This is a genomic window from Paracoccus aestuariivivens (assembly GCF_009711225.1).
Lineage (GTDB): Bacteria > Pseudomonadota > Alphaproteobacteria > Rhodobacterales > Rhodobacteraceae > Paracoccus > Paracoccus aestuariivivens.
Genome location: NZ_WMIE01000002.1, coordinates 364,981 through 378,290 on the forward strand (window position 1 = coordinate 364,981; position 13,310 = coordinate 378,290).

A 13,310-nucleotide genomic window follows, 5' to 3' on the forward strand; every position below is an offset into this window, starting at 1 on the left:
CTCAGGAATGATTAAGGCGGGCCCCAACAGGCCCGCCTTTCTCTTTTGCCGCTTCAGTTATTGGTGGTGATCAAAGAGCCTGGAGCATGGATTTGACGACTTCGGCGGGCAGCGCAGGATGCAGCGCCAGCTTGCGCGTGCGCTTTCCCCTACGCGGGATGAGCAGGGCGCAGCGTGTCGCTACGGCCTGCGAACGTTCGGACGAACTCCGTACGATGGCGCCGGCACGCCATCTGGATTTCGGACCGAAACGCAAGACGGACTCGATGGCCGCCGGCACATAGCCAGCGGTGTCTTCGGAATCGATTTGTTCTGCAGAAATGATAGGAGGTAGTTGCATGGCCTTCGGCACGTCGGAATTTCGATTAAGAAATAACCTGTATGGAAGACCGTGCCTATCTGACCATTTGAACAGGTCAGTTCTGTTAACCTTCGTTAACGAAAAAGGCCCCCGGGAAGGGGGCCTGCGTTCCGTTTCAGGGCCGGATCAGAATCGGTGTGCCGTTCCGGACCATTGCGTAAATATCCTCGACTTCCTCGTCGCGGACGGCGATGCAACCCGCAGTCCAGTCGCGCCGGTACTTTGAAAGGGCGCGACCTTCGGGGCCTTGGCCGTGAATGAAGATATCGCCGCCGGGCCGCTGTCCGAGCGCGGCTGCAGTGGCCTGATCGACCACATCCGGATACGAGACGCCGATCGACAGGTGATACTTGCTGTCAGGATTGCGCCGGTCGATGAAATACATCCCCTCGGGCGTCTTGCCGTCGCCCTCGATCTGCTTGTGGCCGATCGGCTCGTTGCCAAGCCCGATGTCATAGACCTTGAGCGCGCGGTTCCCGCTCAGCAGATACATCTTGCGGTCGCTTTTCTGGACCAGAACCTCGGTGACGGGTGGGCCCGAATAGCGTTTGAACTTGCTGGGCGCACAGGCGGACAGCCCGACCATCAACCCGACGACAATGAATCCGGATAGCCAGCGTCTCATCTCTGTCCCCTCGGCGTTGTTTTGCTATATTTTGCCTGCAACCGGCGCGGTCAACAATCGTGCATCGTTCACGAAGTGATGAGCCAAGGAGCCAGCAGGCCCCGAAGTTGGCGGAAAGCCTTTCCTCTTGCGGGCTTGCGGGCGGCTGCTAATCATTCGCCCATGAATGACGATGCCGAACACCCGCTGCGCTATGCCTTGGTCAATGAACTCCACGCCCGGCCGTCGCCGCGGCTCGAGGCGCCTTGCACCGCTGTTTTCCTTGCTATCAAAGAGCCGCGCGACGCTGCCAGCCGCGACCGGTCGCTGGATGTCGCCCATCTGGCCGAGCTATGCCGGCGTCACGGCTCGCCCAGTCCCGATCCGCAGGCGGGGCATTACGCCGCCCAGCTAGGACGCCACAAGCTGCGCTGGGAAAGCCATACCGAGTTCGTGACCTATACGGCTTTCGCCCGCGGCCTTCCTCCGCGGCCTTTCGACCCGTCTGTGGGCGAGGTGTTTCCGCTGGAATGGCAATCGGCCGCTCCGGGAAAGCGGGTCGCGGCGGTGATCGTCCATGTCGATCTTTTGCCCGATGACCCGCGCGAGATCACGCCGCGGCTTGCCGAATGGTTCGCTGCCGACAGCATCGCGTCGGTCTGGGTGCTGGACGAATCCGCCGTGGTGGCGGGTGATTTCCGCATAGATTCGGGCGGCTGGATGCGGTTTGCCGTCTTCGTTCGCCCCGGAACCGCCTCGGGCCGGATCGGCCGCATCGTCCAGCGGCTGCTGGATCTGGAAACCTATCGCGCCATGTCGATGCTGGGTCTGGGCCGCGCGCGCATCCTGAGCGAGCAGATGAACGGGCTGGAGGTCCAGCTCAGCGATATCCTTCAAAGCATGACCGACGATTCCCGGCCCGCCGACGAGGTACTGCACGACCTGTTGTCGGTCTCCACGCGGCTCGAGAACGCTGCGACCCAGCACAGCTTCCGCTTTGGCGCGACCGCAGCCTATGAAGCCATCGTGACCGAGCGCGTCGCGGCCTTGCGCGAGTCGCGGTTCATGGGCGGACAGATGCTGACCGAGTTCATGTCCCGCCGTTATCTGCCTGCCATGCGGACGGTGAAATCGACCGAACGGCGGCTGGCGACACTTCTGGATCGGGCCGAACGCGCGGGCGAGTTGCTGCGCACCCGCGTCGATGTCTGGCGCGGTGCCCAGAACCAGGAGATCATGCAGCGCATGGACCGTCGCGCTGATCTGCAACTGCGCCTGCAGCACACGGTCGAGGGACTGTCGGTTGTGGCGATCAGCTATTATGCGGTCGGGCTGATGGGTTATGCGCTGTATCCGCTTGCCCATGCGATACATCTGGACAAGGCGGTACTGACTGCGGTGCTGACTCCGGCGGTGGTGCTGGCGGTCTGGTTCGCGATGCGCCGCATCAGGGCGCGATTGCATGACGATCACTAGCGGCATGGCTTTACGCGCCGGTCGCGTCGCGCGATAAGTCCGCCAGAATTCTATCCGGAGCCCTCCCTTGAGACTTGCACTTTCCCTGTTGGCTGTGCTGGCTTTGTCCGCCTGCAATGTTCCTCTTGTGCCGTTGATCTGATGACCAAATCCTTGACCATGTACGGGTTGAGCCATTGCTCGACCTGCCAAAAGGCCCAGACCGAGCTTGAAGCCGCCGGTTGGACCGTCTCGTTCCACGATGTCAAAAGCGATCCTCTGCCATTGGACGCGTGGCAGAAGATGATCCCGGAATTCGGAGAAAAGCTGGTGAACCGCGCCAGCTTGACTTGGCGCGCCATGTCCGAGGACGAACGCGCAGGCACGCCGCTTCAGATGTTGTCGGCCAAGCCGTCGCTGATGAAACGTCCGGCGATTGTTCAGGGCGATTTGCGCCTGCTTGGCTGGACCGCCAATGTCAAACGTGCGCTGGGGGTGACGGCCTAAGGGCCGTCAGCCGACGATATAGCGGTCGCGCCGGTGGTTTAAGGCGATGACAAGGTTCAGGACCAACGCGCCTAGAAACGACAAGGCGACGGTCCTGACGTCGCGCACCAACAATGCGCAAGCGAACAGGCAGGCGTCAAAAATCAGTTGCGTCCAGCCCGCGCGAAATCCCGTCGCATCCTGGATGTACAGCCCGACAATGCCGATTCCGCCCAGCGAGGCACCATGCCGGAACAGCGCAAGCAGCGCCGATCCCGTCAGGCAGCCCAGCAGGATCGCGGCGACGGCGGGGTGGACATGACCGAATTGCAGATGCTGCGGCAGGAACTGGGCCAGCACCGACAGCATCGCAACCGCGACAAAGCTTTTCAGCGTGAATGCCAGCCCGAAGCGTTTGCAGCCCAGCCAATAGAACGGCAGGTTGACGACAAAAAATACCGGACCGAAACCCCAGCCGGTCGCGTACGAGATCAGGATCGCAAGCCCTGCGGTCTGGCCCGTGACAAAGCCCATATGGGTCATCAGAACGACACCGACCGATGCGATGAAGCTGCCATAGGCAAGCCCCTGCGCGTCGTCGATCATGCTGTGTTTGGCGGTAGATTTCGTCATGGCGCTGCTGTGGCCCGCACCGAGGGAAACCGCAAGATGCCAGACGGGATTTTTTGTCGGCGGATTCGCGGCAAACCATGGAAATCCTGACCCAATAGATATCTGCGCAGGTCCAGATCGCAAGCTGCTGCGGTCGGGCCTCGTGGTAGATTACGGGGCAGTCCATCCTTCTGGGGATTTGTCCATGCGCCGCTTTGCACTGCTTTTTGCCGTTGCCTTGTTGCCTGATACCGGTATTGCGGCCCCTAGTCTCGAGCGCGGTGAATATCTAGTGCAGGGGCCCGCTGGCTGCGGGAACTGTCACACTCCGATCGGGCCGAACGGCTTCGATATGAGTCAGGATCTGGGCGGCAGGCTGGTCGATAAAAATCCGGCCTTCACCGCCATCGCGCCGAACATCACCCCCGGCTCGCGGATCGCCGGTTGGAGCGATGCCGATCTGGTCCACGCCATCCGCGAGGGGCTACGTCCCGATGGCACTCTGATCGGCCCGCCGATGCCTTTTGCGATGTATCGCGGTCTGGGCGACGAGGATCTGGCCTCGATTGTCCTGTATCTGCGCAGCATTCCCGCGGTCGAACACGATCCGGGCAAGTCCGAGTACAATATCCCCTTGCCACCTGCCTATGGCCCTCCGGTCGATAGTGTGACGCCTCCGCCCCGCGGGGTCAGTGTCGAATACGGCGCTTATCTCGCCGGTCCGGTCAGCCATTGCATGGAATGCCACACCCCGATGGGACCGCAGGGACCGCTGCTGGACACCCGTCTCGGCGCGGGTGGCTTCGAGTTCCACGGCCCGTGGAATGTGTCGGTCGCGGCCAACCTGACCAATGGACCGGACGGCTTGGCCGATTATAGCGACGACGAAATCAAGAATATGCTTCGTGGGCAGCGTCCGGACGGAACCACGATGTTGCCACCGATGCCCTATCCCTATCTGGCGAAAATGACACCCGAGGACATGGACGCCATCGTGCTGTACCTGCGCACCCTGCCAGCTTTGCCGGACCACGAGTAACCCGTCCGGCCTTACGGAAAAGCGGGGGGCTATCCCTCCGCTTTTCCGGTCCTTCAACGGGACTTATTGCAACGCCTTGTCGGTGATCGCGCTGCTCCATGCGCCCTCGGGGGCCTTCGAGATCACCGGATCCGATCCGCCCGACAGCAGCGTGTCCACCGTGCGCTTGTAATCCGCCTCATCCAGCGCGCCGTTCGATCCGGCGGTCAGCTTCGCGATCTCTCCGGCCATGCGGGCCTGATGCTCGATGGTCTGGGCGCCGGTCTCGTCGTTTTCTAGGACAATCTCGGCGGCTTCCTCGGGATGTTCCTCGGCGTATTTCCAGCCCTTCATGCTGGCGCGAACGAAGCGGACCAGCTTGTCCTCCATCGCGGGATCGTTCAGCTTTTCTTCCAGAACGTAAAGCCCGTCCTCCAGCGTGGCGACGCCTTGGTCATCGTATTTGAAGGTCACCAGATCCTCGGGTTTGATCCCCGCATCGATCACCTGCCAATATTCGTTATAGGTCATGGTGCTGATGCAGGCGGCCTGTTTTTGCAGGATCGGATCGACGTTGAAGCCCTGCTTCAGGACCGTAACGCCTTCGGGGCTGCCATCGGTTTTCAGGCCCAGATGGTTCATCCAGCTCAGGAACGGATATTCGTTGCCCGAGAACCAGACGCCCAAGGTCTTGCCCTTGAAATCGGTCTTGGGATCGGCGACGCCGCTTTCCTTCAGGCAGGTCAGCATCATCCCCGACTTTTTGAAGGGCTGGGCGATATTGACGATGGGCAGGCCCTTTTCGCGGGCGGCAAGGGCGGCGGGCATCCATTCGACGGTGACATCCGCACCGCCTCCGGCCAGAACCTGCACCGGAGCGATATCCGGCCCGCCCGGCTTGATGGTGACGTTCAGGCCCTCTTCCTCGTAGAAGCCCTTGTCCTTGGCGACGTAATAGCCGCCGAACTGGGCCTGCGTCACCCATTTCAATTGCAGCGTCAGATCATCCGCAGCCGAGGCAGCACCCGCCATCAGCGACACGAGACCCGCCGAGATCAGGAATTTCTTCATCACTCTCTCCACTGTTGGGGGCATTGGCCCCGGTTATTGGCGCTGCGAAGGGTGCCAGAAGGTCACCTTTTTCTCGACCAGCGCGACAACTCCATAGAATGCTGTTCCGGCAATGGCTGCGACAAGGATCTCGGCCCAGACCAGCGGCATGTTCAACTGGCCGACAGCGGTCGAGATGCGAAAGCCCATGCCACGGGTCGGACTGCCAAAGAACTCGGCCACAATGGCCCCGATCAGCGCCAGAGTCGTGGTGATCTTGAGCCCGTTGAACAGGAAGGGCATCGCGGCGGGCAGGCGCAGTTTCACCAGCGCCTGAGCGTAGCTCGCCCCCCAAGTCGCGATCTGGTCACGCGCCAGAGCGTCGGTCGCCTTCAGCCCCGCGACCATGTTCACAAGGATCGGAAAGAAGACCATGACCACGACGACGGCGGCCTTGGACTGCCAGTCAAAGCCGAACCACATCACAAAGATCGGCGCGATGCCGACAATCGGCAGGGCTGCGACGAAATTCCCGATAGGCAGCAAGCCGCGCTGCAAAAAGGGCGAGCGGTCGATAGCGATAGCAGTGGCCACTGCGGCGGCTGCGCCGATCAGCCAGCCCGATAGCGCGCCTTTCAGGATGGTCTGGGTGAAATCCCCCCAAAGCAGCGGCAGGTTGCCGGTGAACGCAGCCCAGATCTGGCTGGGGGCGGGCAGGATCACCGAAGGGATAGCGAAGTTGCGACAGGCCATCTCCCACAGGATCAGGATGGTCGCGCCAAAGATCAGCGGGACCAGCATCGCGGGGATCGGGCCGCGATGCCGCGCGATCCATGTGTTCAGGCCAAGCGCGCCCAGCCAGACCGCGATCAGGGGCAGGGCGGCACTCATCGCGCCAGCCCCATTCTCCTCAAGGTGACACGCTCGATCCCGCTGACCACAGCGACCAGCGCGGCGGCCAAGGCGGCAGCAGCGAAAAGCGCGGCCCAGATCTGGATCGTCTGGCCGTAATAGCTGCCTGAGAGCAGCCTTGCCCCCAATCCCGCCGTCGCACCGGCGGGCAATTCGCCGACGATAGTGCCGACCAGCGCCGCAGCAATCGCGACCTTGAGGCTGGCGAACAGGTAGGGCATGGCCGAGGGCAACCGCAGCCGCCAAAAGGCCTGCGTGCCCGAGGCGTTCCAGCTATGCATCAGGTCCATCTGCATCCGGTCGGGGGTGCGTAGCCCCTTCACCATGCCGACCAGCACCGGAAAGAACGATAGCCACGCCGCGATCATCGCCTTGGGCACCAATCCCGTGACCCCCATGCTGGCAAAGACCACAATGACCATGGGTGCGATGGCAAGGATCGGCACGGTCTGGCTGGCGATAGCCCATGGCATTACCGACAGGTCCATGACGCGGCTATGCACGATCCCGACAGCCAGCAGAATGCCCGCAAGGCTGCCAATCGCAAACCCCGCCAGCGTCGCCGACAGGGTAATGCCCGCATGCCAGACAAGGCTGCGCTTCGAGGTGATCTTCTGCCCCGCGACCCCGTCCCAGACGCCCTTGGCAACCTGATGCGGCGCGGGCAGGACCGGACGTTCCTGCATCATGGTGGCATGGACCAATGCGGGCAGGGTCAGGCTATCTCCCGCCCGCGACGCCTGATCGCGCGCCCAAGGCGCGTTCAGCGCCACCGCCCCGACATACCAGACCAGCAGCAGCGCCGTCAGGACCGTCAGCACCGGCACGACACGGTTCATGCGTGCCCCCCGAAGAACGGTGCACGAACGGTGTACAGGCGGTGTACGCCCGGAGGACGGGCTGTGCAGGCGGACTCAGTCATAGCTGTGCCCCTCGCGTAGCCCCTCGCGGACCTCCTGCGCGATGCGGATGAATTCGGGCGTGTCGCGGATCTCCAAGGGCCGTTCGTGCGGCAGAGTGCTGTCGATGATGCGCGTGATGCGGCCGGGGCGCGGCGACATGACGACGATCTTGGTCGAGAGATACACCGCCTCTGGGATCGAATGGGTGACGAAACTGATGGTCTTGCCGGTCTTGGCCCACAGCTCCAGTAGGGCGGCATTCAGGCGGTCGCGCACGATCTCGTCCAGCGCGCCGAAGGGTTCGTCCATCAGCAGGATATCGGCGTCGAAGGCCAGCGCACGAGCGATACTGGCGCGTTGTTGCATCCCGCCGGAAAGTTGCCAAGGGAACTTGCCGCCAAAGCCGGACAGTTCGACGAGATCCAGCACGCGGGCGATGCGATCCGTGCGATCCGTCTTTGAAAAGCCCATGATTTCAAGCGGCAGAGAGATATTCCCTGAAATCGTCCGCCACGGGTAAAGCCCCGGAGCCTGAAACACATAACCGTACGCCCGCGCCCGCCGCGCCGCATCCGCGTCAAGACTATTGACGCGGATGCGGCCCTCGGTCGGGGTTTCCAGCGCGGCAATGGTGCGCAGGAAGGTGGTTTTGCCGCAGCCGGATGGGCCGATGAAGCTGACGAATTCGCCCTTGCCGATGGTCAGGTCCACGTCCTTCAGGGCATGGACCGGGCCGTCGGCGGTCTGGAAAGTCAGGCTGACGCCCTGCGCCTCGATGACCGACAACTCAGACCCCGCTGGCCGGAATGCCGGAGCGCTCGACCGGGCGGGGCGCGGTCAGTTCCTTCCAAGCTGATAGCGCGCGGTTGACGGCGGGCCGTGCCTCGCGGGCGACGAATTCGCCATGGCCTTCGTGGCTGTCGACCTTGCCTTCGGTCACGGCGACGACACCACGTGTCAGGGTGAAACGCGGCAGGCCCTTGACCTTGATCCCCTCGAAGACATTGTAATCGATGGCAGATTGCTGCGTCCCGGCGCTGATGGTCTTTTCCGCCTCGGGGTCCCATACGACCAGATCGGCATCCGAGCCGATCAGAACCGCGCCTTTCTTCGGATACATGTTCAGGATCTTGGCGATGTTGGTCGAGGTGACGGCCACGAACTCGTTCGGCGTCAGCCGCCCGGTCCCAACGCCCTTCGTCCACAACACCGGCATTCGATCCTCAAGGCCGCCCGTCCCGTTCGGGATCTTGGTGAAATCACCGACCCCATAGCGCTTCTGCTGGGTGGTAAAGGCGCAATGATCGGTGGCAACGCAGGACAGGCTGCCCGATTGCAACCCGGCCCACAGGCTGTCCTGATGCAGCTTGTTGCGGAACGGAGGCGACATCACACGCCGCGCCGCATGGTCCCAATCCGCGTTGAAATACTCGCTTTCGTCCAGCACCAGATGCTGGATCAGCGGTTCACCCCAGACTCGCTTGCCCTGTTGCCGCGCGCGGCGGATCGCCTCATGTGCGTCCTCGCAAGATGTATGCACGACGTAAAGCGGCACGCCCGCCATGTCGGCGATCATGATGGCGCGGTTTGTGGCCTCGCCCTCGACCTGAGGGGGGCGGGAATAGGCATGGCCCTCGGGACCGGTATTCCCCTCGGCCAACAGCCGCGCCGAAAGCTCGGCCACGACATCGCCATTCTCGGCATGGACCAAAGCCACGCCGCCCAGATCGCCGACGCGGCGGAAGGACGAGAACATCTCGTCGTCGTTCACCATCAGCGCGCCCTTATAGGCCATGAAATGCTTGAAGCTGGTGATGCCGCGCTTCACCACCTCATCCATCTCGTCAAAGACCTGCTCGCCCCACCATGTCACCGCCATGTGGTAGCTGTAGTCGCAATGCGCGCGGCCGGACTTGTTGTCCCACATCTTCAGCGCGTCCAGCAGACCTTGACCGGGCGAGGGCAGAACAAAATCCACCACCATGGTGGTACCGCCTGCCAGCGCAGCCCGCGTGCCGGATTCGAAATCATCGGCGGAATAGGTGCCCATGAAGGGCATCTCCAGATGGGTATGGGGATCGATCCCGCCCGGCATGATATAGCAGCCCGAGGCATCCAGAACCTTGTCGCCGGCTAGCCCCGCGCCAATGGCGGCGATGCGCCCGTCCTCGATCAGCACATCCGCCATGTAGCTTAGATCCGCCGTGACGATGGTGCCGCCCCTGATGACCGTGCTCATCCCTCATCCCTTCTTCCGTGTAAAAATATTCCCGAGTGCGAGGCCGTGCCCCGCGCTGTCATGTGACGATCTCTGCTGTTTCCAGCACCGCATGCAGCAGCGTATCTGCGCCAGCTGCGGCCCAATCGGGGCTGATCTCCTCGGCCTCGTTATGGGACAGACCGTCGACACAGGGGCACATGATCATCACCGTCGGCGCGACCTTGTTCACCCAGCAGGCGTCATGTCCCGCGCCCGAGACGATATCCATGTGGCTGTAGCCCAGCCGCTCGGCGGCGGAACGCACCCGCCCGACCAGAGCCGGATCGAAGGCAGGGGGATCGAATTGGCCGACGGTTTCTGCCGAGAAGGTACAACCCAAAGCCTCGCAGATTGCGGGCGCCTTGGCGTTGAATTCCTCGACCATCTCCGACAGGATCGGTAGCAGGTGGCTGCGGAAATCTACCGTGAAAACAACCTTTTCTGCTATGATATTGCGGCTGTTTGGATAGACGTCGATATGGCCGATTGCTCCCACGGCAGCAGGCTGATGCTTCATCGCGATCTCGTGGACCAACTCGGTCAACTGCGCCAATCCGCGTCCCGCATTGCGGCGCATCCGCATGGGTGTCGAGCCGGTGTGCTGGCCCTTGCCAGTCACCGTGCATTCGATCCAGCGCAGGCCCTGACCATGGGTCACGACGCCGATCTGGGTGTTCTCGGCCTCAAGGATCGGGCCTTGTTCGATATGGTATTCGAACATGGCGTGGATCTTGCGGTCGCCGGGTTTCTCGTTGCCCTTCCAGCCAATGCGGGCCAGTTCCTCGCCAAAGGTCCGGCCCTTGGCGTCATGGCGGGCATAGGCGTAATCCTGATCGATCACGCCCGCAAAAACGCCCGAGGCCAGCATGGCAGGGGCAAAGCGCGTGCCTTCCTCGTTCGTCCAGTTAGTCACCACGATGGGACGGCGGGTCCGTACACCCAGATCGCGGATCGAGCGGATGACCTCAAGCCCCGCCAGCACGCCCAACACGCCATCATATTTCCCGCCCGTTGGCTGGGTGTCCAGATGGCTGCCGATATAGACCGGATCGAGATCCGGCTCAGTCCCCTCATGGCGGAAGAACATGTTACCCATCTGGTCGACGGTCATCGCCATGCCCGCTTCCTCGCACCAAGATTGGAATAAGCGGCGGCCTTCGCCATCCTCGTCGGTCAGGGCTTGCCGGTTGTTGCCACCCGCGACGCCGGGGCCGATCTTGGCCATCTCCATCAGGCTGTCCCACAGCCGGTCGCCGTCGATCTTCATATTGGCTGCGGGCATGACAGCCGTATCCAACCCGCCGGGGGCAGAGGTCATCTCGTCGTCCTTCCTGTCTTGCCGCCGTCTTCTGCGGACGGTCGGCGGGATCGGTCTTGGGACGCGCCATGCCTAAAAGGCGCGCTGACCCATTCGCCGCAAATTATTGACCATCTGGTCAGGATCACGCTAGCACGGGGCCATGGTCAGTCAAGCGCCGCGATTTCTGCCTTTCGGAGGGGCCCGCGCTTTTCAGGGAAAACCTATGCAGGACAAGCCTCTTCGCCAAAGTCGTATCCAGAAAAAGAACCGCGAGGCGATCCTGACCGCCGCGCTGCGCGAATTTTCAGCACGGGGATTCGCGGGCACGACCATCGACCAGATTGCCGACGCGGCGGGTCTGTCGAAACCCAATGTGCTGTATTATTTCCAGTCCAAAGACGCGATCCACGAAAGCTTGCTTCGCGAACTTCTGGATCTGTGGCTGGACCCCTTGCGCGAATTACGTGCAGAGGGCGACCCGCAGGACCAGATCCTTGCCTATGCGAAGCGCAAGCTGGAATTGTCGCGCGACTATCCGCAGGAAAGCCGCCTTTTTGCCAATGAGGTGCTTCAGGGGGCCGAACGCCTCGCCCCCATCCTTGGCGGCGAATTGCGCGAGTTGGTCGACGAGAAATCCGCGCTGATCGCACGCTGGATTGCGGATGGCCGGATTGCTCAGGTCGATCCGCACCACCTGCTGTTCTCGATCTGGGCGCTGACCCAGCATTACGCGGATTTCGAGGTGCAGGTCCGGGCCGTGCTTGGCCCGGAGCATGATCCCTATGTCGAGGCAGGGGTGTTCCTTGACCTGCTGTATCGGCGGCTGCTGCGGCCTCAGCCGCGCGAATAGACATCCTCGTAGCGGACGATGTCGTCCTCGCCCAGATAGGCGCCGGTCTGCACCTCGATCAGGACCATCGGAACCTTTCCGGGGTTCTCCATGCGGTGAACCGCCCCCAAAGGCACATAGATCGACTGGTTCTCGGTCACCAAGGTCACCAGATCATCCACCGTGACCCGCGCGGTGCCGCTGACCACGATCCAATGTTCCGATCTGTGGAAATGCGATTGCAAGGACAGCGCCGCGCCGGGGTTGACGACGATGCGCTTGACCTGAAAGCGGTCCGACAATGCCAGCGTCTCGAACCAGCCCCAAGGGCGGTGGTCGCGCAGGAAGGTTTCGGCCTGACGCGCGCCTTTCGACTTCAGCGCCGAGACGGCTTTGCGGACCTCTTGTGCGCGGTCCATTCCGGCAACCAGAACCGCGTCATTGGTGGCGACGACCATCACGTCTTTCAGGCCGATGCCGACAACCTCGATGCCTTCGTCCTGCGAGCGCAGCAGGACATTGTCGCAATCGATCGCGGTCGAGCGTTCGTCGCTGACCGCGCCGCGTTCGGCTGGAGCGCCGTCCTGAGCTTCACGCCAGACGGCATCCCAGCCGCCAAGGTCGGACCAATGGCCCGAGAAACGCACGACCGACAGATTGTCGGCCTTTTCCAGCACCGCATAGTCGATCGACAGATCGGGCAGGGTGTTCCACGGCTCGGGCGCAAGGCGCAGGAAGCCCAGATCGCGCTTTGCCTCGTCCAGAGCAGCCAGAACCGGAGGCATGAACTCCGGCGCATGGGCGCGGAAGGCGTCGATCATCGTACGCGCCGAGAACAGGAAGATCCCCGCATTCCACAGGTAATTGCCCTGCGCGATCATCTGTTCGGCATTGGCAAGATCGGGCTTTTCGACAAAGCGTTTCAGAACCACCGGTCCTTCGCCCGCGGCCTCGGCCTCCATATAGCCGTAACCGGTTTCGGGGCGGGTCGGCGTGATGCCGAAGGTCACGATGCGTCCGGCTTGTGCCGCTGGCACGCCCAGATCGACCGCGCGACCAAAGGCCTCGATATCGGGCACGACGTGATCCGAGGGCGCAACCAGCAGCAGTCCATCAGGATCGGTGGCCGCGACGCTTAATGCAGCCGTCAGGATGGCAGGGGCCGTGTTTCGACCCGACGGCTCGATCAGGATGGCCGAGGGGGTGATGCCGATCTGGTCCAGCTGCTCGGCCACGATGAAGCGGAAATCGGCATTGGTCATCACCAGCGGTGCGCCAAAGCGGTCTCCGGCAAGGCGGCGGGCCGAGGCCTGGAACAGCGATTCCTCTCCGATCAAGGGGGCGAATTGCTTGGGGAAGCTTTTGCGCGACACCGGCCAAAGCCGTGTGCCCGATCCGCCAGCCAGAAGAACAGGGGTTATCACCATGCCATCACTCCTTCGGAGCAGTTTCGTTTGTACCTGCCAAGGCCTTTATCCAACGGGATAATCTAGCCCGCAAGTTGCATCAATGTACCAGTTT

The 13,310-nt window shown here is 62.4% G+C and carries 13 protein-coding genes; 4 read left to right on the forward strand and 9 right to left on the reverse strand.

Going from position 1 to position 13,310, the window contains the following annotated elements:
* Positions 1 to 476: 476 nt before the first annotated feature.
* The gene (locus GL286_RS07290; protein ID WP_155094867.1) at positions 477 to 986 is read right to left on the reverse strand and encodes a L,D-transpeptidase family protein; all 510 of its coding nucleotides are present in this window, start codon (positions 984 to 986) and stop codon (positions 477 to 479) included.
* A 162-nt stretch (positions 987 to 1,148) separates the two neighbouring features.
* Between GL286_RS07290 and GL286_RS07295 the strand changes: the two genes are divergently transcribed.
* Positions 1,149 to 2,441 (forward strand): DUF3422 family protein, encoded by a 1,293-nt coding sequence (locus GL286_RS07295; protein ID WP_155094868.1) that lies wholly within the window; start codon positions 1,149 to 1,151, stop codon positions 2,439 to 2,441.
* A gap of 141 nt (positions 2,442 to 2,582) precedes the next feature.
* Complete coding sequence (locus GL286_RS07300) at positions 2,583 to 2,927, forward strand: arsenate reductase family protein (protein WP_246184864.1); 345 nt, start codon at positions 2,583 to 2,585, stop codon at positions 2,925 to 2,927.
* A 6-nt stretch (positions 2,928 to 2,933) separates the two neighbouring features.
* Here the strand turns inward: GL286_RS07300 and GL286_RS07305 are convergent, their stop codons facing one another.
* Complete coding sequence (locus tag GL286_RS07305; protein WP_155094869.1) at positions 2,934 to 3,539, reverse strand: YitT family protein; 606 nt, start codon at positions 3,537 to 3,539, stop codon at positions 2,934 to 2,936.
* A gap of 184 nt (positions 3,540 to 3,723) precedes the next feature.
* Here GL286_RS07305 and GL286_RS07310 point away from each other — a divergent pair, with 184 nt between their 5' ends.
* Entirely contained in the window at positions 3,724 to 4,557 is an 834-nt protein-coding gene (locus tag GL286_RS07310) for a cytochrome c (RefSeq protein WP_246184865.1), read from the forward strand.
* Between the two features lie 63 nt (positions 4,558 to 4,620).
* Here the strand turns inward: GL286_RS07310 and GL286_RS07315 are convergent, their stop codons facing one another.
* From GL286_RS07315 to GL286_RS07340, 6 genes are all read right to left on the reverse strand, one after another.
* Positions 4,621 to 5,607 (reverse strand): ABC transporter substrate-binding protein, encoded by a 987-nt coding sequence (locus GL286_RS07315; protein WP_155094870.1) that lies wholly within the window; start codon positions 5,605 to 5,607, stop codon positions 4,621 to 4,623.
* A gap of 33 nt (positions 5,608 to 5,640) precedes the next feature.
* Positions 5,641 to 6,477 (reverse strand): ABC transporter permease, encoded by an 837-nt coding sequence (locus tag GL286_RS07320; protein WP_155094871.1) that lies wholly within the window; start codon positions 6,475 to 6,477, stop codon positions 5,641 to 5,643.
* A complete protein-coding gene (locus GL286_RS07325; RefSeq protein WP_155094872.1) occupies positions 6,474 to 7,337 on the reverse strand; it encodes an ABC transporter permease in 864 nt (287 codons plus the stop codon). The genes GL286_RS07320 and GL286_RS07325 overlap by 4 nt, the downstream gene beginning before the upstream one ends.
* 75 nt (positions 7,338 to 7,412) lie before the next feature.
* Positions 7,413 to 8,186, reverse strand: coding sequence for an ABC transporter ATP-binding protein (locus GL286_RS07330; RefSeq protein WP_155094873.1), 774 nt, complete (start codon positions 8,184 to 8,186; stop codon positions 7,413 to 7,415).
* Position 8,187: 1 nt separating this feature from the next.
* On the reverse strand, positions 8,188 to 9,639 hold the full coding sequence (gene hydA, locus GL286_RS07335; RefSeq protein WP_155094874.1) for a dihydropyrimidinase: 1,452 nt from the start codon (positions 9,637 to 9,639) through the stop codon (positions 8,188 to 8,190).
* A 58-nt stretch (positions 9,640 to 9,697) separates the two neighbouring features.
* Positions 9,698 to 10,978 carry a Zn-dependent hydrolase gene (locus GL286_RS07340; protein ID WP_246184866.1) on the reverse strand — a complete coding sequence of 427 codons (1,281 nt, stop codon included), beginning with the start codon at positions 10,976 to 10,978 and terminating at the stop codon, positions 9,698 to 9,700.
* 205 nt (positions 10,979 to 11,183) lie between these two features.
* Between GL286_RS07340 and GL286_RS07345 the strand changes: the two genes are divergently transcribed.
* The gene (locus tag GL286_RS07345; protein ID WP_155094875.1) at positions 11,184 to 11,810 is read left to right on the forward strand and encodes a TetR family transcriptional regulator C-terminal domain-containing protein; all 627 of its coding nucleotides are present in this window, start codon (positions 11,184 to 11,186) and stop codon (positions 11,808 to 11,810) included.
* Here GL286_RS07345 and GL286_RS07350 read toward each other — a convergent pair.
* Positions 11,795 to 13,216 (reverse strand): mannose-1-phosphate guanylyltransferase/mannose-6-phosphate isomerase, encoded by a 1,422-nt coding sequence (locus tag GL286_RS07350; protein WP_155094876.1) that lies wholly within the window; start codon positions 13,214 to 13,216, stop codon positions 11,795 to 11,797. The two genes, GL286_RS07345 and GL286_RS07350, sit on opposite strands and share 16 nt — an antisense overlap.
* Between the last annotated feature and the right edge of the window lie 94 nt (positions 13,217 to 13,310).

What these genes read in the sequence shown, in the direction of transcription:
- GL286_RS07290 (WP_155094867.1), bottom strand. Translation starts at nt 986, where the DNA reads ATGAGACGCTGGCTATCCGGATTCATTGTCGTCGGGTTGATGGTCGGG.
- GL286_RS07295 (WP_155094868.1), top strand. Translation starts at nt 1,149, where the DNA reads ATGAATGACGATGCCGAACACCCGCTGCGCTATGCCTTGGTCAATGAA.
- GL286_RS07300 (WP_246184864.1), top strand. Translation starts at nt 2,583, where the DNA reads ATGACCAAATCCTTGACCATGTACGGGTTGAGCCATTGCTCGACCTGC.
- GL286_RS07305 (WP_155094869.1), bottom strand. Translation starts at nt 3,539, where the DNA reads ATGACGAAATCTACCGCCAAACACAGCATGATCGACGACGCGCAGGGG.
- GL286_RS07310 (WP_246184865.1), top strand. Translation starts at nt 3,724, where the DNA reads ATGCGCCGCTTTGCACTGCTTTTTGCCGTTGCCTTGTTGCCTGATACC.
- GL286_RS07315 (WP_155094870.1), bottom strand. Translation starts at nt 5,607, where the DNA reads ATGAAGAAATTCCTGATCTCGGCGGGTCTCGTGTCGCTGATGGCGGGT.
- GL286_RS07320 (WP_155094871.1), bottom strand. Translation starts at nt 6,477, where the DNA reads ATGAGTGCCGCCCTGCCCCTGATCGCGGTCTGGCTGGGCGCGCTTGGC.
- GL286_RS07325 (WP_155094872.1), bottom strand. Translation starts at nt 7,337, where the DNA reads ATGAACCGTGTCGTGCCGGTGCTGACGGTCCTGACGGCGCTGCTGCTG.
- hydA (WP_155094874.1), bottom strand. Translation starts at nt 9,639, where the DNA reads ATGAGCACGGTCATCAGGGGCGGCACCATCGTCACGGCGGATCTAAGC.
- GL286_RS07340 (WP_246184866.1), bottom strand. Translation starts at nt 10,978, where the DNA reads ATGACCTCTGCCCCCGGCGGGTTGGATACGGCTGTCATGCCCGCAGCC.
- GL286_RS07345 (WP_155094875.1), top strand. Translation starts at nt 11,184, where the DNA reads ATGCAGGACAAGCCTCTTCGCCAAAGTCGTATCCAGAAAAAGAACCGC.
- GL286_RS07350 (WP_155094876.1), bottom strand. Translation starts at nt 13,216, where the DNA reads ATGGTGATAACCCCTGTTCTTCTGGCTGGCGGATCGGGCACACGGCTT.